Annotated in this window: 17 protein-coding genes; 9 read left to right on the forward strand and 8 right to left on the reverse strand. The window is 62.8% G+C overall.

Annotation, left to right across the window (positions count from 1 at the left end):
• The first annotated feature begins 34 nt into the window (after positions 1-34).
• The 7 genes from ABD791_RS08215 to ABD791_RS08245 all read left to right on the forward strand — a co-directional run bounded on the left by ABD791_RS08215 (position 35) and on the right by ABD791_RS08245 (position 7,570).
• Positions 35-1,147 carry a glycosyltransferase family 2 protein gene (locus ABD791_RS08215; RefSeq protein ID WP_345064680.1) on the forward strand — a complete coding sequence of 371 codons (1,113 nt, stop codon included), beginning with the start codon at positions 35-37 and terminating at the stop codon, positions 1,145-1,147.
• Positions 1,148-1,247: 100 nt separating this feature from the next.
• On the forward strand, positions 1,248-2,150 hold the full coding sequence (locus ABD791_RS08220; protein ID WP_345064683.1) for an ABC transporter permease: 903 nt from the start codon (positions 1,248-1,250) through the stop codon (positions 2,148-2,150).
• Between the two features lie 22 nt (positions 2,151-2,172).
• Positions 2,173-3,408, forward strand: coding sequence for an ABC transporter ATP-binding protein (locus ABD791_RS08225; RefSeq protein ID WP_345064686.1), 1,236 nt, complete (start codon positions 2,173-2,175; stop codon positions 3,406-3,408).
• Positions 3,409-3,414: 6 nt separating this feature from the next.
• Positions 3,415-4,260, forward strand: coding sequence for a glycosyltransferase family 2 protein (locus ABD791_RS08230; RefSeq protein WP_345064689.1), 846 nt, complete (start codon positions 3,415-3,417; stop codon positions 4,258-4,260).
• Positions 4,257-5,651, forward strand: a complete 1,395-nt coding sequence (locus ABD791_RS08235) for a glycosyltransferase (protein ID WP_345064693.1) — start codon at positions 4,257-4,259, stop codon at positions 5,649-5,651. Before ABD791_RS08230 ends, ABD791_RS08235 begins: the two co-directional genes overlap by 4 nt.
• On the forward strand, positions 5,651-6,430 hold the full coding sequence (locus ABD791_RS08240) for a hypothetical protein (RefSeq protein WP_345064695.1): 780 nt from the start codon (positions 5,651-5,653) through the stop codon (positions 6,428-6,430). The genes ABD791_RS08235 and ABD791_RS08240 overlap by 1 nt, the downstream gene beginning before the upstream one ends.
• A gap of 186 nt (positions 6,431-6,616) precedes the next feature.
• Positions 6,617-7,570, forward strand: coding sequence for a hypothetical protein (locus ABD791_RS08245; RefSeq protein WP_345064699.1), 954 nt, complete (start codon positions 6,617-6,619; stop codon positions 7,568-7,570).
• Positions 7,571-7,625: 55 nt separating this feature from the next.
• Here the strand turns inward: ABD791_RS08245 and ABD791_RS08250 are convergent, their stop codons facing one another.
• The 7 genes from ABD791_RS08250 to ABD791_RS08280 form a co-directional block, all read right to left on the reverse strand.
• Positions 7,626-8,924, reverse strand: coding sequence for a cell wall-binding repeat-containing protein (locus ABD791_RS08250; protein WP_345064702.1), 1,299 nt, complete (start codon positions 8,922-8,924; stop codon positions 7,626-7,628).
• Between the two features lie 190 nt (positions 8,925-9,114).
• Complete coding sequence (gene rfbA / locus ABD791_RS08255) at positions 9,115-9,981, reverse strand: glucose-1-phosphate thymidylyltransferase RfbA (RefSeq protein WP_345064704.1); 867 nt, start codon at positions 9,979-9,981, stop codon at positions 9,115-9,117.
• 3 nt (positions 9,982-9,984) lie between these two features.
• On the reverse strand, positions 9,985-10,593 hold the full coding sequence (locus ABD791_RS08260; RefSeq protein WP_345064707.1) for a dTDP-4-dehydrorhamnose 3,5-epimerase family protein: 609 nt from the start codon (positions 10,591-10,593) through the stop codon (positions 9,985-9,987).
• A 184-nt stretch (positions 10,594-10,777) separates the two neighbouring features.
• On the reverse strand, positions 10,778-12,127 hold the full coding sequence (locus ABD791_RS08265; protein ID WP_345064710.1) for an HNH endonuclease signature motif containing protein: 1,350 nt from the start codon (positions 12,125-12,127) through the stop codon (positions 10,778-10,780).
• Between the two features lie 346 nt (positions 12,128-12,473).
• Complete coding sequence (locus ABD791_RS08270; RefSeq protein WP_345064712.1) at positions 12,474-13,703, reverse strand: cell wall-binding repeat-containing protein; 1,230 nt, start codon at positions 13,701-13,703, stop codon at positions 12,474-12,476.
• Between the two features lie 160 nt (positions 13,704-13,863).
• Positions 13,864-15,444: a cell wall-binding repeat-containing protein gene (locus ABD791_RS08275; RefSeq protein WP_345064715.1), complete on the reverse strand. Its 1,581-nt coding sequence runs from the start codon at positions 15,442-15,444 to the stop codon at positions 13,864-13,866.
• 223 nt (positions 15,445-15,667) lie between these two features.
• Positions 15,668-17,644, reverse strand: coding sequence for a cell wall-binding repeat-containing protein (locus ABD791_RS08280; protein ID WP_345064717.1), 1,977 nt, complete (start codon positions 17,642-17,644; stop codon positions 15,668-15,670).
• Between the two features lie 205 nt (positions 17,645-17,849).
• On the opposite strand from ABD791_RS08280, the gene ABD791_RS08285 reads away from it, so the two are divergent.
• Positions 17,850-20,705 (forward strand): cell wall-binding repeat-containing protein, encoded by a 2,856-nt coding sequence (locus ABD791_RS08285; protein ID WP_345064720.1) that lies wholly within the window; start codon positions 17,850-17,852, stop codon positions 20,703-20,705.
• A gap of 700 nt (positions 20,706-21,405) precedes the next feature.
• Here the strand turns inward: ABD791_RS08285 and ABD791_RS08290 are convergent.
• Positions 21,406-23,673, reverse strand: a complete 2,268-nt coding sequence (locus tag ABD791_RS08290; protein WP_345064723.1) for an InlB B-repeat-containing protein — start codon at positions 23,671-23,673, stop codon at positions 21,406-21,408.
• A gap of 278 nt (positions 23,674-23,951) precedes the next feature.
• On the opposite strand from ABD791_RS08290, the gene rfbB reads away from it, so the two are divergent.
• Positions 23,952-24,938, forward strand: a complete 987-nt coding sequence (rfbB, locus tag ABD791_RS08295; RefSeq protein WP_345064726.1) for a dTDP-glucose 4,6-dehydratase — start codon at positions 23,952-23,954, stop codon at positions 24,936-24,938.
• Position 24,939 lies beyond the last annotated feature (1 nt).

Below are 24,939 nucleotides of genomic sequence, written 5' to 3' on the forward strand. Positions count from 1 at the left end.
TACGACAGGCGCTCCACCGAAAGACTTAGGTTCCATGAAACTTGCGATGACGATGATGGTCCGCGATGAAGCTGACATCATCGCTCCGATGCTTGACCATCACTTGGCCCAGGGCATTGACATCATCATTGTCACCGACAACGGATCGGTCGACGGCACCGCCGAGATTCTCGAGGGCTATGCGGCGCGCGGTGTGGTCGATCTGCGGCACGATCCGGTACACCGCAAGCAACAAGGCGTCGTCGTCACCCAGATGGCACGGGATGCCGCGACAATCCATGGTGCAACCTGGGTTCTCAACGCCGATGCCGACGAATTCTGGATGCCGGTGCGTCCCGGCCTCACGCTCAAGCAGGCTTTCGAGAACATCGACCCCGCCATTCAGTCGTTCACTGTCGACGTGACAGATATGACCGGCCCGCCCGCGTTGCAAGGAACGGGTTTTCAGCGGTTGATCTACCGCGACCAGCGCACCGTCAACGAGTTGAATGCCGTCGGCTTGCACGCGCATTCCACTCACGATGCTGCACACATCGGTGACCCTGACATCACGGTGATTCAAGGAAACCATTTCGTCAGTCTGCAGAGTTTGGGTGCACCGCCAGCGGAGTTCGCCATTGAGGTGCTGCATTTTCCGTGGCGCTCCTGGGCCCAGTTCAGCCGGAAGGTCGACAACTCCGGCCGCGCCTACCTGGATTCACCTGATCTTGTTCCCAGCCCGAACCACCACGGAATGCGCGACTTTTTTCGTCTGCAAGGCGACACTCTCCTTCCGTCGTACCTGGTGCGCCACCCCACTGATGAGGCGATTGAAGCCGGCCTCGCGTCTGGCTCGTTCATCGTCGACCGGCGAATCGCCGATGCCTTCACCAACCCGGTCGTCGATGTCCCCGTCGATCCCGATGCCAATAAGCAGGCGTTGGCCTACGGCACGCTGATCAGTGGGCTGGAATTTCGAATTCGGAATCTCGAAACCGAACGGGCCAAGCAGACGGAGCAGACTGACGCGCTGCAGCAGGAACTCCAGCACGAGCGAGAAACCGTCGGGCGCATCGAATCCGATTTGACGACGCTCAAAAACCGCAAGGTCGTGCGTGCACTCGACAAGATCGCACACGCGGTGCACCTGCGTGGCCGACGCCGATAGACGAGGTTGAACGGGTTTCCGTCCAGCCCTTACCCAGGAGAGCCGCACGGGCCTGCAACTATACTTGCGAAGTCCCCTCCCCCTGAATGAAGTGAAGTTTATGTCTGCACAGGAGCGTTTTGCCGCCCTCGCACAGCAAAAGTTGGTGACGGTCGGCTCCGGCTCCAGCGCCGATCGCGGGCTCATCCGGTCGGTGCGCGAGGTGCTCGATCACCGCGAGATGCTTTCGCTGCTCGTGCGACGCGACTTGAAGTCACGCTACAAAGACAGCGCACTGGGGTTTGTCTGGACTCTGGTTCGGCCCCTCACGCAGTTGTTCATCTACTACGTCGTCATCGGCCAGTTTCTCGGCGCCGAACGCGGCATCCCGCAGTTCGCCATCTACGTGTACACCGGCCTGACCGCCTACGGGCTGCTCAGCGAGATCGTCGGCGGCTCGACGGCATCGATTGTCGGAAACAGCGGCCTGATCAAGAAGATCTATCTTCCGCGCGAAGTCTTTCCGCTCGCCAGCACCGGCTCGGCACTCTTCAACTTCGCCATTCAAATGGTCATTTTGTTGCTGGCCACTCTCGCTCTCGGCGTGTTCCCCATCTCCGCGAATCTGATCTACTTCATTCCCTCGTTTCTCGTGCTGCTGGTCTACGGGATGGCATTCGGATTTCTGTTGGCCGCGGTCAACGTGTATCTGCGGGACACCCAGTACCTCGTTGAAGTACTGCTCATGCTGGCACTCTGGGCCTCACCGGTCGTCTACTCCTGGGAAATGGTGCGGGGCATCCTGGGCAATGGTCTGGCGCTCGCGATCTACACCAACAATCCGATCACGCTCAGCGTGCTTGGATTCCAGAAAGCTTTCTGGATCAGCGGCGCTGAAACCGCGGCGTATCCCGACAATCTCATGCTCAGCCTTGGCGTCGCCCTCGTGATCGGAGTCGGCCTCATGGTGATCTTCCACCGAGTGTTCACGAAGCTCCAGGGCAACTTCGCGCAAGCACTGTGACGTTAGCAAGCTGAAGGACACGATGACTCAGATAGACACTGCCGCATCAACGACGACCACGTCTCCCGACGTGGTCGTGGTTGACAACGTTTCAAAACGCTTCGTACTGCGCAAAGACAACTCGTTGAAAGAACGACTCGTCACTTTCGGTCGCAGCGGGCGCCGCCACCGTGAAGAGTTCTGGGCGCTGAAAGAGGTCAGCACCACGATCCAGGCCGGCCACACTGTCGCTCTCATCGGTCACAACGGGTCTGGCAAGAGCACGCTTCTGAAGGTCATCGGTGGAATTATCGATCCGACCAGCGGCCGAGTGACTCGACGCGGCCGCATCGCGGCGCTGCTCGAACTTGGAGCAGGCTTCCACCCCGACCTCACCGGTCGCGAGAATGTCTTCCTGAACGCCTCGATCATGGGCCTCAGCCGCGCCGAGACCGAAGCCCAGTTTGACGACATCCTGGCCTTCTCCGGCATCGGTGATTTCATCGATACTCAGGTCAAGTTCTACTCCTCTGGCATGTACGTGCGTCTCGCATTCGCAGTGGCCGTGCACACGAACCCCGACCTCTTGCTGGTCGATGAGGTTCTGGCCGTCGGAGACGAGGCGTTCCAGCGCAAATGTCTCGACAAGATTCGTTCCTTTCAGGAGGAAGGCCGCACGATTGTGCTCGTCACGCACTCGCTCGGCCAGGTCACTGAGCTGTGCGATCGTGCGATTCTGCTCAACAAGGGCAAGGTCGTTTTCGACGGAGAGCCGCGTGAGGCAGTCGCCCAGTTCCGCGACATCCTCGAGGACCGCCGCGTTGCAGAGGCCGAAGCTACTCCTCACCCGGAGGTACTCGCCCCGCGAGAGGCGAAGATCCTCTCCGCATCGGCGCAGTCTGTCGGACGGGCCCCCAGCGAGTCTGTTCAGCTCGGCGACGATATTGTCGTCACCGTCAATCTTGACTTTCTCGCGGGTCCCGACAACTGGCTCTGTGGCCTGCAGGTCGACAACACACTGGGGCAGGTTGCGTACGGCACAACCACCAAACGGATGGGCGTCGAACTGGGACGCATGTCGGGCGAGCAGGTCGTGCAATTCACGCTGAAAAACACCTCGTTCGGAACCGGCAAGTACTTCGTGAACATCTCACTGATCGATTCGGCCGGGCGCCACTTCGCCGACATGCCGCAGGCGTGTTCCTTCGATGTGGCCGACAACCCACTTGCCGTCGGGATCACCTACGCGGAGCCCGAATTCGCCGTCGTGGAGCGCTAGTTCCCCATGACCGGTTCGGTACTCGTCATTACGGTGACCTATAACTCCGGCGAGACCTTGGCAACTTTTCTCGACTCGCTTGCTCTGTCGGCCCCAGCGCATCCCGATGTGATCATCGTCGACAACGCTTCGACCGACCTCACCGTGGAACGGGCGGCCGCTGCTGCCTACGGAGCTCGCCTGATCGAACTGGACGAGAACCTGGGGTATGGCGGAGGCGTCACCGCGGGTGTCACGGCGGCAGAGGGCAACTACGACCTGCTGCTGATCACCAACCCCGACGTGACTTTCGCGGTCGGCGCTCTCGATCGTTTGGTGGAAGCCGCCGCCGCCCTGCCCAACGCTGGCTCGCTCGGCCCACGCATTCTTGATGCGCATGGTGCCGTCTACCCGTCTGCCCGCAACCTTCCCTCGATCAGAACCGGGGTCGGACATGCGCTTTTCAGCCGAGTGTGGCCGAGCAACCCGTGGTCGCGCAGCTACCGCGCCGAACACGATTACAGTCTCGATCAGAGGGATGCCGGTTGGCTGTCGGGCGCCTGCCTGCTCATTCGCCGGGAAGCCTACGACGCAATCGGCGGCTTCGACCCGAGCTATTTCATGTACTTCGAAGATGTGGACCTCGGGGCCCGGCTGGCGAAAGCCGGCTGGCGCAATGTCTACATCCCCGCGGCCGTTGTCACCCACACGGGTGCACATTCGACCTCGAACAGCGCGAAACGGATGGAGCGGGTGCACCACGACAGTGCCTATCTCTACCTCTCGCGCAAGTATTCTGCGTGGTACCTCGCCCCTGTGCGTCTCGGATTGCGGCTCGCCTTGGCGGCACGTCAATGGTGGGTGACCCGATGACCGTTCAGACAGGGGCACAGATGACAAACCCGGTGCCGGGCGCGCAGCAGTATTCGATTCTCATCGTGACGCCAGACACGCTGGGCGAACGGATGGCCGGACCGGCTATCCGTGCCTGGGAGATTGCACGCGCCCTCGCCGCCGTTGGCCGGGTGCGTCTCGTGTCGACTGTCGGCGCGACCATCAGCCACCCCGACTTCGAGGTGCATCACGCCGGCAAAGAGAAGCTCCGGCCACACGCGGAGTGGGCAGACGTGATCATTGTGCAGGGGCACATTTTGCGCAGTCATCCGTGGCTCAAAGCGCTCGACACTATCATCGTCGCTGACATCTACGACCCGTTGCATCTGGAACAGCTGGAACAGGGCAAGGATCTGCCGGAAGCTGACCGTTACGCCGTTGCGCTCGATGCCGTCGAGGTGATGAACGACCAGATGGAGCGCGCGGATTTCATGCTCTGCGCGTCGGAGAAGCAGCGCGACTTCTGGCTCGGTCAACTCGCCGCGCTCGCGCGTATCAATCCCTCGACCTACGATCAAGACCCGAGTCTGCGTTCGCTGCTTGATATCGCCCCGTTCGGGGTTGAAGACAACCCGCCTGTGCAGACGGCCCATGGCATCCGCGGCGTGGTCGACGGAATCGGCGACGACGACAAGGTGATCATCTGGGGCGGTGGAATCTACAACTGGTTCGATCCGATTACTCTGATCAAAGCAGTGGCCCGTGTCGCCGAGTCCCATCCCACCCTGCGTCTCTTTTTTCTGGGTGTGAAGCACCCGAACCCCGACGTGCCCCAGATGGAGATGGAGCGCCGGGCGCGCGAGCTCTCCGACCAGTTGCAGCTCACGAATCGGGTGGTTTTTTTCAACGAAACCTGGGTTCCCTACCGCGAGCGGGCCAATTTTCTGCTCGACGCAGACCTCGGGATCAGCACTCACCTCGACCACGTCGAAACGGCGTACAGTTTTCGCACCCGTATTCTCGACTACCTCTGGGCGTCACTTCCGATCGTCGCGACCGACGGTGACACTTTTGCCCCCATCATCCGCTCAAACGGCTTAGGTGAGACTGTTCCGGCGGAAGACGTCGATGCCCTCGCCGCCGCGATCGAGGGGTTGCTCTTCGATGAGCAGCGCCTCGCCGCAACCGCCGAACGCGTGCGAGTGTATGCGCTCGACCAGACCTGGTCTCAGATGCTCGACCCCCTGATTGCGTTCTGCCAGAACCCCCGCAAGGCCGCTGATCGCGAACGAGGTGTGATCTCGCAGAGAAACCAAATCGTCGCCGATCTGAACAAGCGCATTGCCGGAATCGAATCCAGCTCGTCGTGGCGTTCGACGGCCTGGTTGCGTGCGCTGGGATCGACGGTGTCGACGCTGAGGCGACGCTGATGACCGTGCGGGACACTGTCTGGCGCGGTTTCTATCGACTGTTCTCGCGCGGCTATTTTCGGATGGAACGGGTTGTCGGCAAGCCGTCGGCCGACGCGGTTCCACTGGTGATGTGTTTATGGAACCGTCCGGACCGCATCGAATCGATTCTCGAGGAACTCGATCGGCAGGACAGCATGCGCCCTGTACGCGTTGTGCTGTGGAACAACAAGAGGGCGGATCGCGCGCGCTACCGCCGGGCCCTGGCCGGCTTCACTCCCCGCAGCGACAGCACTCTCAGCGTGGAACTGGTCGGCTCCCCGATCAACATGGGCGGGATTGCGCGGTTCTTCGTCGCCTCGAAGCTGCGGCGCTCCGGCTACCGCGGCTCGTTCATCATGCTCGATGACGACGAAGTGGTGCCGGCCGATTTCGTCACCCGGTTGCTTGACGTGGCCGGCCCGCGGATCATCGCGGGCTTCTGGGCGTTTGGGTTAGACGGCTCGTACTGGAACCGTCAGGCGTTGGCCGATGGGGAGCCGGCCGACTATGTCGGCACCGGCGGGTGCGTATGCGACATTGATATCGTGGCGCACCGGGACTTCTTTTCCTTGCTTCCCAGTCAGTACGCATTCATGGAAGACCAATGGATGAGCCACTACGCGCAGAGCAGGGGCTGGACCCTGCAGAAGATCGACCTCGAGATCAGTTTCGTGCTCGACGAGACGAATCAGGCCCACGGGCTCGTCTACCAGAAGGAAGAGTTCTACTCCTATCTGCACCGCGACGATTTGCGCTGAATTCAACCGGTTCAGATTCCGAAGACCCGCACGGTGACTGGTCTCGGTAGCGAAGAACGGCTCAGCGACCACATGTACCCGGGTCAACCGCGGGATCTCACCGGACATCAATCCACTTGTGGTGCGGCCGATTGCCCGCCGAGTGTGGATTCACCAGCGACCTATGCGTTCAAGGAGAGGGTTCCAGTGCGCACTGCCCGAGTTGCAGCGGCGATCGGCGCTCTTCTTCTCTCACTTGTCCTGAGCAGCTGCGCTGGAGTCTCCGGCCAGCCGAATGCAGTCCCCGCTCCGGACGCCACACCTGCGGGCGTCACCGGTACCATCGATTGTCTGGCGCCCGACTCGATGTCCAACGCCGACGGGGTGGCGATGAGAATTCCCGTCGACTTCGAACCGGTCGCGGCGTCGGTCTGCAACTACGACACGTTCGTTGAAGACGAACAGGGTAGCTGGATGGGTGCAACGCTCGAGCGTCGTGTCGGCGATTTCACGGCCTTGCGAGAGGCACTCGGCGCTCCTGACGACGTGCCTGAGCAGAATCAGGCCTGTGACGCGTCGTTCCAGTCGACGCCGCCATTGTGGTTGCAGGACGCCCACGGCGCCACCATCCGAGTTGCCTGGCCGAAGGATGTCTGCGGCAGGATCACACAAGACGCGCGCGCCGCTTTCGCACACCTCGCCGTCGAGGAGTCAACCTTCTTCCCGATCAGGTTGCTGGCGACTCGCGCAGCGCTCGATGCCGGCTGTGACGGGACCAGGGGATTCCCCGCCGACAAGCTTGCTTCATCCTCTGACGCCGCAAAACCCAAAGACCCCGCTTGGCTGGCAGCGCTCGACTCAGCGGACACCATCCTCGTCTGCCGCTACGGAACCGATCAGGCCGCAGGCACCGGTCGCTTCGTCTCAGCGAAAACGTTGGACCAGGCGCAATCGACGGGATTCGCTGCGAATGTTGCGTCGGCAACCGATGCTTCCGCCTGCACCGAAGCGGTCGGCGCCTTCGTGGTAGTGACGCCGAAAAGCGGTGTGAATGTGGCAGGGCCAGCATTCTCCGTCGAATTGGACGGTTGCCAGCGCTTGATATCGCCTGACGGCATCCCCTACTCGGCTCCGCCCGAAGTCCTCGCCCTGCTCAGCTGATTGTGACCACGGCAGGCTGGAGCCCTTGGCCAGACGATGTTCTCGCCGCTCGGCCTCACACCTTGACACAGGAGTAGTAGATGATCGTGTAGCCCTTGATGAGGTACGTCCAGTACAGGTTGTTCTTCGCAAATTCCGCGTCTGTGCTGTCGATGATGCTTCCGCCACCCGGGCCGGGATTGTGCGAACTGTGGTAGTCAGTACTCGCACACTGGCCGTATGGCACGTAGCGGGTCTGTTCGCCGACAACGCGCGGAGGCGACTGCGGCGGCGTTGTACCGCACTGCGTGAGATCCATCACCGGCGCAGCGAGCGCCGCCACTCCCCCGACAACGGTGTACGTAGTCGCGGACCCGCCCGCCATCAACATGGCCGACCAGCTGTCGAGGCAGCTCTGATGTGAGAGAAACAGCGAGGCGTCGCGGCGACCTGCAATCACTCCAGCGGCCAGCGCGTCGGGAAAGTTGTACGCGGTCACGACGAATCCCTCTGGTGCGCTCGACGGTCCGTTCATCAGCGCCGATTGGGTGGCGAATCGGTCTTCCCCGGCGTACCTCTCGACCCACACATCGGGAAGGGTGAGCTGCAGTTCGATGGCCTTGCTTACGGCATTCGAGCCGCCAACAATGCCGACCGAGTCCGCAACCGCTTCCACATATCTCATCGTCGCGGCGGGGACCCAGCTCAGGGCGCCATCAACGATCAGCACCGGAGCACCCCACTGGGCCGCGCGAGGGCCGATCAAGATCGCGTCGGCGAAGTTTCGGCCGGTGGCGATGAAGGCATCCTTGGCAGCCGGGAAGAACCTCTTCGCAACGTTGAGAGAAGTCTCGTAGCGGGTGGCGCCCTGCACCCGCTCGACCGCTGCAAACGACCTGAGTTTCTTTTCGACCTGGGCCGAGACCGCAGATATACCGCCGACAATATAGATGTTCTTCGGGCCGAGGCGTTGGATCTCGTCGAGCGTCACCGGGGGCAATGCGCCTGACTCGGTCATCAAGATGGGCCCGCCGAGCTTGACTGCGACTGGCACTGCAGAGAGCGCATCGGGAAAATCTCGCCCGGATGTGATGATGACGGCTTCGACCCCAGGTTTGAATTCCGATCTGGAGAGTTTCACCGCTGATTCATGGCGGTCTGCTCCGGCGATTCGCACGGTGTCCGCCCACTTCTTGCCGGCGAAGCGAAAGGTCTCGGATTCGGCTGCTGATGTGAGGAGCGCGACATCCGTCGTGGCGGCCTTCTGATTCTCGAGCAGCGGCGGCGTGGCCGCGACCGACGGCTGCGCCGCTGTGAATGAGAGGGCTACACACGTCGCCACAACGACCAATGACCGAAACACCGAATTCCCCATACTGCCGTTGGGTACATCGGCCCGCTCATTGTATTGATTGTCGCCACCCACCCCGCGGCCCGCTCACACAGTAGCAGTCTGGAACTCGAGGTTTGGCATCCCGCGCGCCCGGTGCCGGGGGCCACAGACAACTGCGCCCACAAACGCGTGTGGCCCGGCCAACAGGCCGGGCCACACACTGTGAAACTGACTACTTGTTCTTGACCAGACGCCTGAGGTACTCACCGTAGCCGCTCTTGACCAGCGGTGCGGCCAGCGCCAAAAGCTGCGCGTCGTCGATCCAGCCGGCGCGCCAGGCGATCTCCTCGATGCAGCCGACCTTGAAGCCCTGACGGTCTTCGATCACGCGCACATACTCGGATGCCTGCATCATCGACTCGAATGTGCCGGTATCCAGCCACGCCGTGCCGCGGTCCAGAACCTGCACCTGCAGCGTGCCGGCTTCGAGATAGCGCTCGTTCACCGTTGAAATCTCGAGTTCGCCACGCGCGCTGGGCTCGATGGTCTTCGCGATCTCAACGATGCTGTTGTCGTAGAAGTACAGACCGGGAACCGCATAGTTGCTCTTGGGCTTCTCCGGCTTCTCCTCGATCGAGAGTGCGGTGAAGTCTTTGTCGAACTCCACGACGCCGTAGGCCTTGGGGTCACTCACCTGGTAGGCGAAGATCAGCGCACCATCGATTTCGTTGTGCGTGCGCAACGCAGAACCGAGGCCCGTGCCGTGGAAGATGTTGTCTCCGAGCACCAGCGCGACGCTCTCGTCGCCGATGAACTCCTCGCCGATGATGAAGGCCTGTGCGAGGCCATCCGGAGAGGGCTGCTCCGCATACTGAATCGAGATGCCGAGCTCAGATCCGTCGCCGAACAGCGCACGGAACTGATTGTTGTACTCCGGCGTCGTGATGATGAGGATCTCATTGATGCCGGCCATCATCAGCGTCGACAAGGGGTAGTAGATCATCGGCTTGTCGTAGATCGGCATCAGCTGCTTGGAGATGCCCTTGGTGATCGGCCACAGCCGGGTGCCGGAGCCGCCGGCCAGAATAATTCCGCGCATGGGTTACTTTCCCTCATTCAGCGATGTGTAGAAGGCGCGAGCCGCATCCCAGGTCGGAAGCAGACCGGATGCCGCGGCGTCGGCCAGACTCGGCGCACCGGTGTCCTTCGGCGAGAGCAGGGGAACGCCCGCCTCGGGCGGGAAGACGAGAGCGACATCGGGGTCGAGCGGGTTGATGCCATGTTCGCGGGACGCGTTGAAGACATCCGTGACCAGGTAGCTGACCGTTGCGTTCTCCGTCAGCGCGACGAAGCAGTGGCCGAGGCCCTCTGCAATGTAGATCGCACGTCGGTCAGTGTCGTCGAGAAGTACGGTGTCCCACTGACCGAAGGTCGGCGAACCGACGCGGATGTCGATGACGTAGTCGAGCACGGCACCGTGGGTCGCCGTCACATATTTGGCCTGTCCGACCGGAATGTCGGCGAAGTGGATGCCACGAACCACGCCACGCTTCGACACCGAAGTGTTCGCCTGGCGCAGGTTCATCGAGTGGCCGATCGTCTCTTCGAGTTTGTCGAAGCGATACCACTCGAAGAACACGCCTCGGTCGTCACCATGCTGCTTCGGGGTGATCTCGTAGGAATCGGGGATAGAAAGCTCACGAATTTGCACCGTCGAAGTCTAGCAAGCGCACTCTGGGAGCCCGATTGGCGCGTGCAGAGTTCATTGCTGAGGCGCCACACGGAGACATGCAAACTGATACCGGGGAGATTGGCTGGTCGGTTTCGAGATCGGGTCGCGTGATTTCGACACGCTTAGTCACCGGATTCGCTCAAGCACGAGACCCGTATGCGGGCTAGAACGGCGGCGGCACTTCGATCAAGTTCGCCGGCTCGGTGCGATAAACATGCCCGGTCGGTGAGGTCCAGTCGACGATGCCGCCGACTCGTTGCACCATGTTCCAGTTCGTCTCGGTTTTCAGTTTGTGCATCCGTTTGCATTGATGGGACAAGTTGTCGTACCGGGTGCGACCCCGGTCACGCCATTCAACGCCGTGATCGATGTCGCAGCTCGCGGCGGACCGGTTGCAGCCGGGGCCGCGGCAGGTTTCGTCCCGCACCCGCAACCAGCGCCGCAGGTCTTCGGGAACCTTGTACCTCGACCGACCGACGGAGAGGATCACCCCGGTCTCCGGGTGAGTCAACAGGCGGGTGAAACTCGGCGCGTGCGCCGCCAACCGCCGGGCCGTGTCCGCGTCGATCGGCCCGTACCCTTCGATGTGGGCGGGTTCGTCGTCGTGGCCGAGGAGCGTCATCACCGACACCATCACCGCCACGTTCGCGCGGATGCCCTGACCGAGGCCACCCGGCGTGACGCCGTCGATGAGCACATCGGTGACGGCGTCGGCCCGCAACTGGGTAAGCGTGCGAGGTTCGCGGGCGCGTTGTAGGTTGCGGGCGAGTCCGGTCGCCCGGTCGAAGATCGCCCGCACCTTCTCCACAGATTGGTAGAGGTGCAGGTACGCCATCCCGTCGGGGGCCGGTTCGAAGGTCAGCTCCCGGTCGCCGAGACAACGCGCGTGCCGCACCGCAATCGACTCGGGATGCAGTTTCTCCCGCAGCCTCCGGGCGACACCGTCAAACTTCGCCACCGTCAGCGTCGCGGCCTTCGGAAGCACCGCCGCCTCGAACGCGGGCCGAGCCGCTGCGGGGAGAGTCCAGGCTTGGTCGAGGAGCGTGTGGGCGTGCCGGTAGCTGATCTGCCCTTGTTCCAGGGCGGCCAGCGTGGCCGGGAAATCGTGCACCAACGCCTGGCTTTCGACGATCAACGTTTCGGCGGTGCGTTCCGGAATTCGCAGGCCACAGGCCACCTCGCTGACCAGCACCCGAGCGGTGAGATCACGCTGGTAGGCGTCCCCGCCGAACCCCACATAGTCCGGGGCGACCAGGGCACTGGTATTGATGGTGACCTCGGAGAAGACCCGGGCTGCGTCAATGCGCCGGACGCGGGCCGCATCCGCCGCACCGCGGTCACGTTCAGAATCGAAGACCGCATCAAGCAGAGTGCCGAGGTGATCAGCCATCGCGGCCGGGGACATCCGGGCTGGGTCAGGGTCGGGCAGTGAAGACTCCGGTGGGAGGGGATCTGGCGGCCGATCGGGCGGTTGATCGTCAGCCGGTTTCGAGGACTCGTCGTTGAGTTTCATAACCCCAGTCAACCGGAGACCACCGACATTTCTGGGCCGAGAATGGCCGAAAAATGGGGGTGCGGAAAAGTTTCTCAGAAAAGTTTTCAGAGCCCAACGACATCCAGGTTCAGAGGCTGGCTCGCGGGGTCTCGACAGCCGATTCCCTCATGCACTCCTCGACTACCGAGGCGGGCACGGGAAGCAATTCAGATTCAGAAGTCGACAAACGCGCTGAGCCGGGAGGGAACCGGGTTCAGGAGCGGAGGGCGTGTCTCGGCACGCGATCCCGGTGATTCACCGAGTGTCGCATTGCCGACACACCTCCACTCCTGAACTTTGACCCGCCGGAGTCCGTGACGAGCGGTTAGGCTGCCCGCCAGCGATACCGGGAGTCAGTCGCCGAGGTCGAGCAGATCATTTTCGATCCAGTCTTGGTGTAACCGATCTGGCCTGCATCCGTCTTCTTGCAAAAGGCCCCTGCCGTCACTGTGGGTCCCGAAACTACCGGAGGAGCAGGCGGAGCCGGCGGCGCAGGCGGGGCTGGCGGCGTCGGCGCCGGGATCGACGAACACGGCACCTGGCTCTCAACGCCAGCCCCCAAGGCGGCCTGGCCGCCGAGTAGCACGGTGCGTACGCTGCCCGCGTTACTCATCGCGGAAAGCGCCCCATCGGGCACGCAGTTGTTCGGCACAACATAGAGCGGCGCCGAATCACGGCCGGCCAGGGCCGCACCGGCCAGAGCATCGGCGAAGCTGCTGCCCACCGCGAGGTAGGTCGTCGGGGCACTGCTGAAGACCGCCGTGTTGACCGCAATCGAGGTGCTGTAGCGATCCGCTCCGGCCAGGCGGCGCACGTCGGCCACGCCACGAAGGCCGGATTCGATTCCTGACGACACGACGGCCGTGCCGCCGGCGATCATGATTTGACTGGTGCCGAGCGTGCTCAGCAGGCCGTTTGTCGCCGCATCCACCGCATTGCTCTGCCCGTTCACCAAGATCACCGGGCTCGCGGTCGAACCCGCGGCGGCCGACGCGCTGAGGGCATCCGGAAAGTTGTTGCCGGTCGCGACATAGGCGATCTGAGCGCCGGTGTCGGAAAATGCGTTGGTGGTGAGGATGCGCGAGGTCTCATAGCGATCGCCACCGGCATCACGGCGCGTGGGTGCGAGCGTCGCCACTGCCTTGTAGACAGCGCGGCTGACCGCGCTCTCTCCACCGACGACCACAATTTGGGCGGGTTGCAACCGCTCGATTTCCTGTCGAACTTCGGCCGAGAGACGGTCAGGGAGCGTGAGCAGGAGAGGGCCGCCAAGTTTGGCCGCGGCCGGTGCGGCACTCAGCGCATCCGGATAGTTCGAGCCCGTTGCCAGATAGACGACACCGACCCCTGGCGCGTAGTTCTTCTGAGAGATCTTGATCGCCGTCTGATACCGGTCGGCGCCGGCCACCCGTTCGGTGCCGGCCACCGCCGCTGCCGAGAGGCTCAGCATCTGGTCGTCTGCAGCTTGACCGCCAAGGTCCGCGGCTTGCGCCGGCAGGGCGGTGAAAACGGATGCCGAGATGGCGGCCGCGATGAGAAGTGCTCGTGTGCGCATGGTGCTCCTGAGAATGAGGCTGAACGGGGGGGGGTGAGTGTCGGTGAGGCGTTGCCCAGAAGTCAGCAACCCTGACAGCGCAGAGGTGGGCTCGTCCGCGGACGAGCCCACCTCTGGCGATCACGCGCCGATCACGGCGCGAGACGGCTTAGTTCTGGTGCTACTTGCAGGACGTCAGAGACGCAATGCCCCGACTCAGAACGTCTGGACCGCCCAAGAGAGTCACCTCGGTTGCAGCCTTCGACACGATGCCCCATGTCGTGGCTTCCTGGAGGCAATCCGGTGTCGTGACGTACAGGGGAGAGTCATTGAGGCCGGCCAGCGCCGCTCCGGAAAGAGCGTCAGCGAAGCCAGTTCCTGTCGCAAGGTAGAGACGGTCACTCGTGCCAAAGACCTTGTTGATCTCGCTCGCCGTTACGTAGCGGTCGGCACCCCAGAAACGGGCGACCACCGGAACCAGAGCCTGCAAGTCGACGATAACCCCGTGGCTCACCGCGACCTCTCCGCCGACGATATTGACAGTCTTCACGCCGAGCTGATTGTCCAGCAGCGTCTTCGTGGCTTCGTCGACCGTTGTTCCCCAGCCGGCAACGAGAACGACTGGGCCGTCGAAGTGCACCGCAGCCGGGCCGGCTGCGAGCGCGTCAGGGAAGTTGGCGCCAGTTGCAACATAGGCGGTGTCCGCCTTGCCAAACGCGTCAAGTGCGAGGTTTCGGGATGTCTCGTAGCGGTCGGCCCCGGAGACGCGCATGACAGCGTCTGCTCCGACGATGCTCTCAATCTGCGTCTCGACCTGTGCTGACACCGCAGTGGTGCCACCGACGACAACAACTTCGTCCGGGTTCAACCGCTTGATCTCGGCCGCGACGTTGGCCGGCACCGTGTCCTGGGTGGTCAGGAGCAGCGGGCTCTCAAAGTGCGCTGCGGCGGGACCAGCACTCAATGCATCAGGAAAATCCTGGCCGCTCGTGACATAGAGTCGACTCGCACCAGGGGCGAATGACTGCGAGATCTTCACGGCGGTGTCATAGCGGTTGTCTCCTGCGATGCGGTCTGTCACCACGGTGAAGGCGTACTTCGTGCCGTCCCAGGTCACGTCGCCGACCGCAGCCTCAGCGTCAGCTTGTACGCCAAAACCTGAGTATCGAACATTGCCCAGGCGCTTCAGCTCGTCAGTGAGTGATTTGACCGTTGTCGGGGTGTCCGCAGCGATTGCTCCGACGGCCTTGCTCGACACCCACAGGTCGTTCGCCCTGATGGTTGACACTGGCTGAATGAGCTCATCCGAACGCAGTGTGGCCCAGCCGGACGACGCACCAGTCCCCCAGGTCACCGCAACCTGAAAAGTCACTGCCCCAGAGCGCACGCTGGTGCTCGCACCGGTGATCAGTGCCAGGAGGTCGGTCGTGGCAATTCCGGGCTTTCCCGACGCCACAAGTCCGTTCAAGATCTGAGAGGGCGCACCGATACCCAAGTGGAGTCCGTCGGTCGCGATCCGAAATGCGGGCGTCGCGTTCGTGTATCCCTCGTGCCAGCCCAAATACTTCGACTCATTTGGGGCGATGTCGTTGACAGTAACTGGCACGACACTGGTCGCCGCCGCGGCCGCGACAGGAGCGATCTCGCCGCCAGTTGTGGCAGATGCCGGTGCGGCAAGAGCGAAGGACGCCCCGCCAAGAATGAGCGACGACGCGGCGATGCACCCCAGTCCGCGTTTGATTCGAGAATTGAGCATGTTCATCTGGTTCCCCTCAGAAGACAAAAGCTGACGCAGTGTGCCTCAACCGTTGAAGCGCGGGCGACTGTGCCGCAGCGCACACTCTGAGGCTAGGGGTTGCCGGTGAACCTGTCATCTGCCACGCCGCCCGACATCAGCGGCGCGCCGGCGGCTGCCCCACAGAGGGTGGGCGACCGCCCCATGCCACCCTTGTATTGGGGGTGGGCCTGGGGCGGCTCACGTCAAATTAGCAGGGCGCCAACGCTGCGACTTGATCGAAGAGCGCCGCCGGACCGCCGAGCAGAATCACTCGGTTTGCCTTGAGCGTGATGTTAATCGCCGATCGAGTGTCGGCCGGAACACAATAGGCCGGAACGACATAGAGCGGGCTCTTCGTCGTGGCGGCGGCGGCCGCACCCGCGAGCGCGTCGGGGAATGACCAGCCGGTCGCGAGATAGACGCTCTTTGCCGAGGTGAACGTGGCCTTGTTGATCAGGTAGCTCGTCTGGTTGCGGTCGGCGCCGGCGAAACGTGTTATCTGTCGCCCCTCTGCGGCGAGCCCGGCCTCGACCTTGGCCGACACAGCAGCAGCGCCACCCGCGATCATCACCTTCGATTTGCCGGCGAGCGCCTGCTTCGTCGGCTGGTCGACGGATGCCGCACTGCCATTGACCAGGACGACCGGGAATTTTGCGATTCCAGCGGCCGCACCTGCCGACAGTGCGTCGGGGAAGTTCGCTCCGGTGGCAACGTAGGCGCCCGCGGCATCGGGGAATGCCGACTTCGCAATAATCCGCGAGGTCTCGTAGCGATCCTTGCCGGCCAGCCGCACGAGAGATCCCGTCAACGAGGCCAGGTCCTTCTCCACGCTGGCTGAGACAGCAGATTTTCCTCCGACAATCACAATCTTCTTCGGCTTCAGGCGTGCAATCTCCGCCTTCACTGAAGCCGGAAGCTTCGTGGGAGTGGTGAGCAAGAGCGGCCCTCCCCCTGCTGCGGCAGCGGGCGCTGCACTGAGCGCATCGGGAAAGTCAGAACCGGTCGTGACATACACGACGTTGACGTTTGAGCTGGGGAATGTTGACTTCGAAATCTCGACCGCAGTGTCAAAACGATCTGCGCCGGCCAGACGTTCAGCCGCGATGGGGTTGCCGAACCAGCTCCGGTAATAGTCCCAGAAGTTGCGATTTCCGTACGACGAACACGCGTCGCCGGTACCGCCCAGGTTCGCCAACGCCGCAGCGTTCGGCTGATAAGGCGTGTAGTAATACAGTGCAGCAGTCGCCTTGTTCTGGATGTAGACCTCGGGTGCCCCGCAGCCCACGTTGGGGTTGTATTGCACCGGGTTCGACGCACCCACCTTGTATCGCTTCGTGAACGACCCTTCCGGATTGTTGTACCACGTGAGCTGTCGAGCGGCAGCGTAGACCTGGTTGAAGAAGCCATAGAAGTTCGCATCGCACTCTGAGGTATCGGGGCAGCCGAATCCCATTGCCTTGCGCAAATCGGACAGCGGCGGGCTGTCATTGGTTGCGAGGCCTTGCTCCTTTTGGAGCGTCACGAGAATAACCTTGGCGCTGATTCCACAGGCGCGTTGCGCCTTGTAGATAATCCGCGCCGCACTCTCATTGGGAGCCCCCTGGTACGTGGCGCACGTGCCGAAATCGAATGTCCTCGTCGGGGTGTCCATTCGATACACATTCAAGCAATTTGAATTCTTGCAGGTTCCAATTTTCGAGTCGAGAAACGATTGGATCTCGTTCTCGGTCATGGCCCAAGAGTTGTAGAAGTTGTAGTCACTGATGATGTTTCCGGGATCGAAGCCAGAGATCGAAGCCGCAGAAAACTGAAGACCGTCCGCTTGGAAGGCCAAGGGCGCCACCTCCGAATCGGGCGCAGGTTCCACGTCCGGCTCAGCGGAAGGAGTCGCCGGCGTCGGAGTTGGAACGACGGTCACGGCTGTCGGGGTCGAGCTCGGCGTCGAGGTCGGCGTCGAGCTCGGGGCCGGCGTCGAGGTCGGCGTCACAACGCCCTCCCCCGGCTGCGGAGTCGGAGTGCTGTCCGTCGGTGCCGGCCTTGGGGTCTCAACGGCAGTGGGTGTCGGGCTGGGCGTCTCGCTGTCCTCCGCGAACGCAGGGCTTACCGACGTCAGGCCGACACCTGCGACAAGAAAAACGGCAGCTGCTGCCGTGACTGCGAGGCGGTAGAGCGGCGTTTTCTGCATTTAGCGATGCTAACGCGGCACGTCACCGTCTCTGCAGACATCCGCGCGAGTCCCTCAAATTGGGGGCGAGACCGCCAATTTTGCCCCGCCGACCCCCCGAATCAGGGTAGACGATCCAGGGTCTGGATGGCTTTTTCCCACTCACTAGGATTGGACAGCCTCGATCTCCGATTTCGGAAGGGGCATACAAATCTGGGGGGAACATATGCATCTCAAATCATCGCGTTCACGGAGAGCCGTTTTCGGTCTCTCCACCATCGCCACCTCACTGCTTGTCGTGGGAATGATCAGTGGGCCGGCCTCAGCGGCCCCCACGGTCTCGCTGTCCGATGGCGCGCTCGTCGACGCTGGGTCGACAGTCGAAGTCGACGGAACGATCATCGTCTACTCGGGAGTCGAGGCGTTCGACGGCTCTGAAAAGATCGAGACAGTTCCCGACCGCGTGCAACTGCGCACCGTGACGGGCACAACCGTCACCATTACCGGAGCGCTGACCGAAGACGTCGTCAGCGGCAGCGAGTTCTCCGGCACACTTGCGGTCCCCGCCGAGTTCGCTCCCGCGATCAACGAGGCGGTCGAGGCAGCGCTCACAGAAGCCGCGACAACACCGCAACCGGAGCCCGAGTCCCCCGACAGCACGAACGATGCTGACGAGGATGAGCCCACCGCCGCCCCGACTGCTACCGAGACGCCGACAGCGACTGAAACGCCGGAGCCGACTGCCACACCAACGGCCAGCGAAACCCCGACAGCAACTGACACGCCAACGGCATCCGAAACCCCGGCAGCAATCGAGACGCCGAAGGCAACTGACACACCAACGGCCACCAAAACGCCGACAGCGACTGAAACGCCGGAGGCAACTGCCACTCCAACGGCCACCGAAACGCCGAAGGCAACCGACGTCCCGAAGGTTGCTGAAACGCCAGAGTCGACTGACGAGACAGCGACCGACGACCCGGCGCCGGTGGACAACGGGCAAACTATCGACCAAACGGTGACGACGACCATCGAAGACGAGGTGCTCTCCGCCAGTTCCGAGCTCGATGCTCCTCTCGTCGTCGTCGAAGCCACTATCACTGCACCTGATTTCGAGGCCGCGAGCGCCGCGCGCGTGCACAATGTCGACGTCGCAGTGCTGTCGTTTAAGAACCCCGCAAGCGGCAACCAGAACTACCCGGTTTCGAACTCACAGGTCGACAAGATCATGAGCACGATCAGCACCTTCTGGTCGTCGCAGAGCTCAGGCCAGGTGTCCCGAATCGTCAAGCCCAAGGCGGTGAAACGTCTCGTCTCGTCAAATCCCTGCAATCAGGCAGCCGTGTGGCAGCAGGCTGCGACAGCGTTCGGCGACCCGAGCGGCAACTCCTACTATTCCAAGTCCGGCGCCCGCCACCTGCTCGTGATCGCTCCCGCGGCCTGCACAACAGGATCCGGTCTCGGGTCGATTGGTACACTCAACTCCGGTGGATTCGCCTGGGCATCCTGGCACCCCGTGGTCGGAACGATGACGATTGCGCACGAGTTCGGTCACAACCTGGGGCTCAAGCACTCGAATGCTCACTACTGCACCGGCAACAAGGTTGAAGGAACCGCAAAGTACAGCGACTCCGACAAATGTGCTGACGATGAATACGAGGATGCCTACGACATCATGGGCTACAGCCTCATGATCAACGGCAAGACCAACGCCCACCTGCCGGCGCTCAACGTGGCACAGAAGAGTCGTCTGGGTGCACTGAGCTCAGCCGACCTTCCGACCGTGAAGCGAACGGTCGTACTCGGCACGACGACAAAGACCTATGCAGTAAGGCCGATCTCAGCGACCAGCGGGCCCCGCGGTCTGAAGGTTGTCGACCCTCAGACCAACGCCGTGTACTTCATCGAGTACCGATCGGGCACTGGCATTGACTCGGGTGCACTGTACGCGAGCAAACTGCACCAGTCTCTCGTTCCCGGCGTGCGGGTGCTTCGTATTCGAGGTGACAAGACCACCACCGTTCTCACAAAGCCCAATCCAAGTTCAACGCAGACCATCGACCGTCACATGGCGTTGAAGGCCGGAGAGTCGATCAAGATTCCGTCGGGCAACCTGTCGATCAGTGTCGTTTCTCTCGGCGCAACCGCCTCTGTGAAGGTTTCGCTCGGATCCGGGCCCGCAACGCCGAACATCAACCGCATTTCAGGCAGTGACCGCTACAGCACCGCCGTCGCGATCTCCAAGTCCGGGTACCCCCGCACCGCACCGATCGTCTATATCGCAACCGGTGCGAACTACCCCGACGCGTTGAGCGCGGCTCCCGCAGCCTCGGCCAAGGGTGGACCGCTGCTCCTCACCCCGTCGACGAGTCTGCCTGGCGACGTCAAGAAGGAGATCCAGAGGCTCAAGCCCAAGAAAATCATCGTCGTCGGAGGAACCGCAGCGGTTTCAAACGCCGTCTTCAACCAGCTCAAGAAGCTCTCTCCGAAGACGGTGCGCTTGGCGGGTGCCGACCGATTTGAAACCGGCCGCAAGCTCGTTGCCGATGCGTTCCCCGGCACCATCACCTCCGCCTACATCGCAACCGGAATGAACTATCCCGATGCGCTGTCAGCCTCTGCGGCAGCCGGCAGCAAGCGCATCCCGGTCGTGCTCGTCAACGGAGGAGCCCGCTCGGCCGACGCCGCGACCACGACGCTGCTCAAAAAGATGAAGGTGAAGTCGCTGACTGTTGTCGGTGGAAACCTCGCGGTCTCCGCCGGAATCTCCAGCTCGCTGAGCAAGGTTGCAAAGGTCAAGCGCATCTCAGGCGTCGACCGATTCGACACCTCGCAGAAAATCACGCGGGATGCCTTCAAGACCGTCACCCGGGCCTACTTCGCGACGGGGTACCAGTTTCCTGACGCGTTGGCCGGGGCTGCATTGGCCGGTTCGAAGAAGGCGCCGTTGTATGTCGTGCAGACCGGATGCGTCCCCAAGGCGATCCGAGGCGACCTCACGGCCTACAAGACGAAGGCCGTGACGCTTCTGGGCGGGACATCCGCTCTCAACAAGGATGTCGCTGCGCTGAAGGGCTGCTAGCCGACCTTCCGCGCGCTTGGACTGCCCCGACTCCATTGAGTCTCGGGGCAGGCCAAGCGCGTTTTGCATGTGCGGGCGCCGTTCAGGCGGCCCGTTGCTCCTGACCTTCTCGACAGGTCTACATTCCGGCTACCGCTCGCTCGGACCTTGCTGCTTTCAAGTCCACAGCGGTGACGCTGCTCGGCGGGCCGGCAACGCTCTCGGCCGATGTCGCTGAGCTGCGAGGCTGCTGATTCGCTGGTCCGCACGAGGTGCGCATTGGCCCACCAGTACTACGAAGTGTGTGACCCTTTGGTTGGTCGAGGAGCACGCGACGCAGGAGCGCGCATCTATTGGCCATATGGGCCATTTCGTTGATCGAGGAGCGCGCGAGCTTGCGAGCACGCGTCTCGAGATCTCGCGAGCCAATCCTTGAACTCGGGTTGCGTTTGAACGTCGGCTCGCGAGGTCTCGAGACACTCGCTGGCGCTCGCTCCTCGACCAACGAAATGGTGATATTCGTCCACCACCATGCCGCGCAGCGGCCCGGAAGCTCGAGACCGGGCGAGCCGATCTCCGGACTTGGGTATCGTGTGAATATCGGCTCACCTGGTTTCGACAAGCTCGACCAACGAGATGGTCCGATGCCGAGAGTAGGCCGCCAGATCGAGGCTGGATGGGGCGGCCTCCTCCGTGCGAGGCGACCGCCGAATCCGGTGGGTTACTTCTTCGTCCAGTAGGCGTAGGCAGTGGCGTTGGTCGCCACCTTGGCGGTGAAGTTCCACTTGCTGCCACCCGTGGCCTTCGTGTACCACCCCTTGAAGACATATCCACTGCGAGTGGGCGACTTCGGTGCCTTGATCACGGTGTTGTAGTTCGTGCTCACCGCGGCAACCGTGCTCCCGCCCTGCGCGTTGAACGTGACCGTGCGCTTCTGCACTGTCCAATGGGCGTACGCGGTGGTGCTGGTCGTCACCTTGGCGGTGAAGTTCCACTTGCTGCCACCGGTCGCCTTCGTGTACCACCCCGCGAAGGTGTAACCCGTGCGCGTCGGCGACTTCGGCGCCTTGATCGCGGTGTTGTAGTTCGTGCTCACCGCGGCCACCTTGCTGCCGCCCTGCGCGTTGAACGTCACGGTGCGCTTCTGCACCGACCACTGCGCGTACACCGTGGTGTTGCTCGTCACCTTGCCGGCGAAGTTCCAGGCGCTGCCACCGGTCGACTTCGTGTACCAACCCGAGAAGGTGTAGCCGTCGCGAGTCGGAGACTTCGGCGCTGTGATGACCGTTCCGTTGTTCACAGTCACTGCGGCAACCGTGCTGCCACCCTGTGTATTGAAGGTGACCGTCGACTTGACGACCGGCGTCGTTGTCGGAGTCGGAGTCGGCGTGGGCGTGGGAGTCGGAGTCGGAGTCGGCGTCGGAGTCGGAGTCGGAGTCGGCGTCGGAGTCGGCGTCGGCGTCGGCGTCGGAGTCGGAGTCGGCGTCGGAGTCGGAGTCGGCGTCGGCGTCGGAGTCGGCGTCGGCGTCGGCGTCGGCGTCGGAGTCGGAGTCGGCGTCGGAGTCGGAGTCGGAGTCGGAGTCGGCGTGGGCGTGGGAGTCGGAGTGGGCGTCGGCGTCGGAGTCGGAGTCGCCTCCAACTTGACCGACACCGTCGCGGTTGTGCCCGACACACTTGTGACCGATACCGTCACGCCACCCGATCGGGTCGAGAGGGATTCCCCGGCAACCAGGTAAAGCTTGCTTCCTGTTCGCGGAGCCTTCTCTGGGCTGTTCAGCACAATCGACGATCCGTCCGGGCGGGTCGTCAAGACGCGAACGCCCATGGCTGTTCCAACCCCAGCGAGCATGCCGGATTCGTACAAGGAGCCGGCATCCGTTCCTCCGCCGCCCCGGAAGTCCACGTAGTAGACCCGCCCGGTGCGAGGGTCGGTCAGCGCGACATCGCGCAAGCCGGAGGTCGAGCCGACGGATGTCAGGGCAAACGAGGTCTCGGACGTCTCGCTGTCGGCCGGCAGGGTCACCGTTTCCATTTCGCCGTTTGCCACGGCGCCCAAACGCAACTTCTGCGTCACGTTGAGGGCGGTCGGACGGGCGTTCGTGTAGATAACACCACCCGCTCCGTTCACCGACCAGCTCGGACCCATCACGTCGAAGTAGTCGCCGTAGGAGTAGTCGACGCAGCCGTCAGAGAAGGCTCCCGTCGTCGGATCGATCAGGCCCTCGCTCATCGTGGCTACGGGGCACTGGTGCGAGTTCGAGTGTTGAAGGCCGAGGTTGTGACCGAATTCGTGTGTCACGGTGTCGAGATCACCGCGCCCCTTCAGCGAAACCCACATCAGCCCGCCGTAGCTGGCACTGGCCACACCGCTGCCGTTGCCGACCGTGCCGAGTCCCGACGCGGTGCAGGTCGCAGGCACAAGTACGAGCAGGTGCGACGAGGCCGCACCACCGTAGTAGTCAGAGACCTTGGTATGACCGAACCGTGCTGCCGCTTCGGCCCACGCTCCCGTCTGGTTGTCGCACGTGGCCGTGCTCGTGTAGCGCTCAACCGCTCCGCTCAGCGACACCGATTGCACCTGGTTGTTCGATTGCGTCTTCCACGACGCACCGACCTGGGCCAGCAAATCGGCAATCGCCGCATCGCTGATGAAGTCGGTATTGAGCGCTACGCCAGCCGGCGAGACCACCGCAACGTTCACGGTGTGATTCGACGGCGCCGCCGCGGCAGCAAGCGGAATCGGGCTCGTCGCTGCGCCGTTGCCCGAACGAAGCCAATCAGTCGTGCCTGCGTCGTCGCCGACGAAGACCATGTCGTCCCCCTGCGAGCGCGTCGTCGGCGTCAGCCCGCCATCGCCCGCCGGAGATTCAGCAACGGAAGAGGAAACGGCTGCGAGCGCGGTCGGCACGTCAGCGGGACCATCTGGGGTAGCCGTTGCCGCAAAAGCGGTGCCGGCCGGAAGCATCCCGAGCAGCAGTGCACCAGTCACAAGAACGCCACTTCGGCGCAGGAGAGCGTTCATTCGTGTCATAAGTGGCGGGCCTCTCGGGGCAGTCGTCGCATGGCAGGGACTGTTCGCTGCCCGAGCAACGGGGCGCACAGATGAGCAAGATCGTTGCCTATTGTCGACTATCGGCAGCAATATCGCGGTAGTCAGGCGAAAAAACCTTATCGTTTCGCGGGCATCCTACGATCAGGGCCCGCTCAGGGGCCGCCCAGTAGACTGACGCTGCCACTTTTACGTTTACAGACAGGTTACGAACACCCATGAAGATCCTCGTCACCGGCGGCGCCGGGTTCATCGGCTCGAACTTTGTTCGCCGCACACTCGAAGACGCCTACCCCGGCCTCGAAGGAGCAGACGTCGTCGTTCTCGACGCGCTGACTTACTCGGGCAACCTCGCGAACCTGGCCTCCGTCGCCGATTCGCCGCGCTACACCTTCGTCAAGGGTGATATCCGTGACGGCGCGCTGCTCGACACGCTGTTCCCCGACGTGGACGCCGTCGTGCACTTCGCCGCGGAGTCGCACGTCGACCGTTCGGTGCGCGATGCGTCGATCTTTGTCGAGACGAACGTTCTCGGCACCCAGCAGCTGCTCGATGCCGCACTGCGCAACAACCTCAAGCGCTTCGTGCACGTCTCCACCGACGAGGTCTACGGCTCGATCGCCGAAGGCTCCTGGGACGAAGAGCGTCCGCTCGAGCCCAACTCGCCCTACTCCGCGTCGAAGGCCGGCAGCGACCTGCTCGCCCGCAGCTACCACCGCACCCACGGCCTCAACGTGTCGATCACGCGCTGCTCGAACAACTACGGACCCTTCCACTTTCCCGAGAAGGTCATCCCGCTGTTCGTCACGAACCTCATCGACGACAAGCACGTTCCTCTCTATGGCGAGGGAAACAACATCCGTGACTGGCTGCACGTTGACGACCACACCCGCGGCATCGCGATGGTGCTCGTCGGCGGTCGCGCCGGTGAGATCTACAACATCGGCGGCGGAACCGAGCTCACCAACAAGGAGCTCACCCAGATGCTGCTCGACTCGACAGGCAAGGACTGGTCGTACGTCGACCGCGTCGCCGACCGTCTCGGTCACGACCTGCGTTACTCGGTCGACATCAGCAAGATCCGCGCCGAGCTCGGCTACGAGCCGCAGGTTCCGTTCGAGCAGGGCCTGGCCGATGTCGTGGAGTGGTACCGCTCCAGGCGCGAGTGGTGGGAGCCCCTCAAGGCCCGTGCGTCGCTGAGCTAAG

The organism is Glaciibacter kafniensis, from assembly GCF_039538945.1.
GTDB lineage: Bacteria > Actinomycetota > Actinomycetes > Actinomycetales > Microbacteriaceae > Cryobacterium > Cryobacterium kafniensis.

Excerpts from the sequence above, each read along its gene's own strand:
- ABD791_RS08235 (WP_345064693.1), top strand. The coding sequence starts at position 4,257 with ATGACCGTTCAGACAGGGGCACAGATGACAAACCCGGTGCCGGGCGCG.
- ABD791_RS08220 (WP_345064683.1), top strand. The coding sequence starts at position 1,248 with ATGTCTGCACAGGAGCGTTTTGCCGCCCTCGCACAGCAAAAGTTGGTG.
- ABD791_RS08215 (WP_345064680.1), top strand. The coding sequence starts at position 35 with ATGAAACTTGCGATGACGATGATGGTCCGCGATGAAGCTGACATCATC.
- ABD791_RS08270 (WP_345064712.1), bottom strand. The coding sequence starts at position 13,703 with ATGCGCACACGAGCACTTCTCATCGCGGCCGCCATCTCGGCATCCGTT.
- ABD791_RS08285 (WP_345064720.1), top strand. The coding sequence starts at position 17,850 with ATGCATCTCAAATCATCGCGTTCACGGAGAGCCGTTTTCGGTCTCTCC.
- rfbB (WP_345064726.1), top strand. The coding sequence starts at position 23,952 with ATGAAGATCCTCGTCACCGGCGGCGCCGGGTTCATCGGCTCGAACTTT.
- ABD791_RS08240 (WP_345064695.1), top strand. The coding sequence starts at position 5,651 with ATGACCGTGCGGGACACTGTCTGGCGCGGTTTCTATCGACTGTTCTCG.
- ABD791_RS08250 (WP_345064702.1), bottom strand. The coding sequence starts at position 8,924 with ATGGGGAATTCGGTGTTTCGGTCATTGGTCGTTGTGGCGACGTGTGTA.
- rfbA (WP_345064704.1), bottom strand. The coding sequence starts at position 9,981 with ATGCGCGGAATTATTCTGGCCGGCGGCTCCGGCACCCGGCTGTGGCCG.
- ABD791_RS08230 (WP_345064689.1), top strand. The coding sequence starts at position 3,415 with ATGACCGGTTCGGTACTCGTCATTACGGTGACCTATAACTCCGGCGAG.
- ABD791_RS08225 (WP_345064686.1), top strand. The coding sequence starts at position 2,173 with ATGACTCAGATAGACACTGCCGCATCAACGACGACCACGTCTCCCGAC.
- ABD791_RS08275 (WP_345064715.1), bottom strand. The coding sequence starts at position 15,444 with ATGAACATGCTCAATTCTCGAATCAAACGCGGACTGGGGTGCATCGCC.
- ABD791_RS08280 (WP_345064717.1), bottom strand. The coding sequence starts at position 17,644 with ATGCAGAAAACGCCGCTCTACCGCCTCGCAGTCACGGCAGCAGCTGCC.
- ABD791_RS08265 (WP_345064710.1), bottom strand. The coding sequence starts at position 12,127 with ATGAAACTCAACGACGAGTCCTCGAAACCGGCTGACGATCAACCGCCC.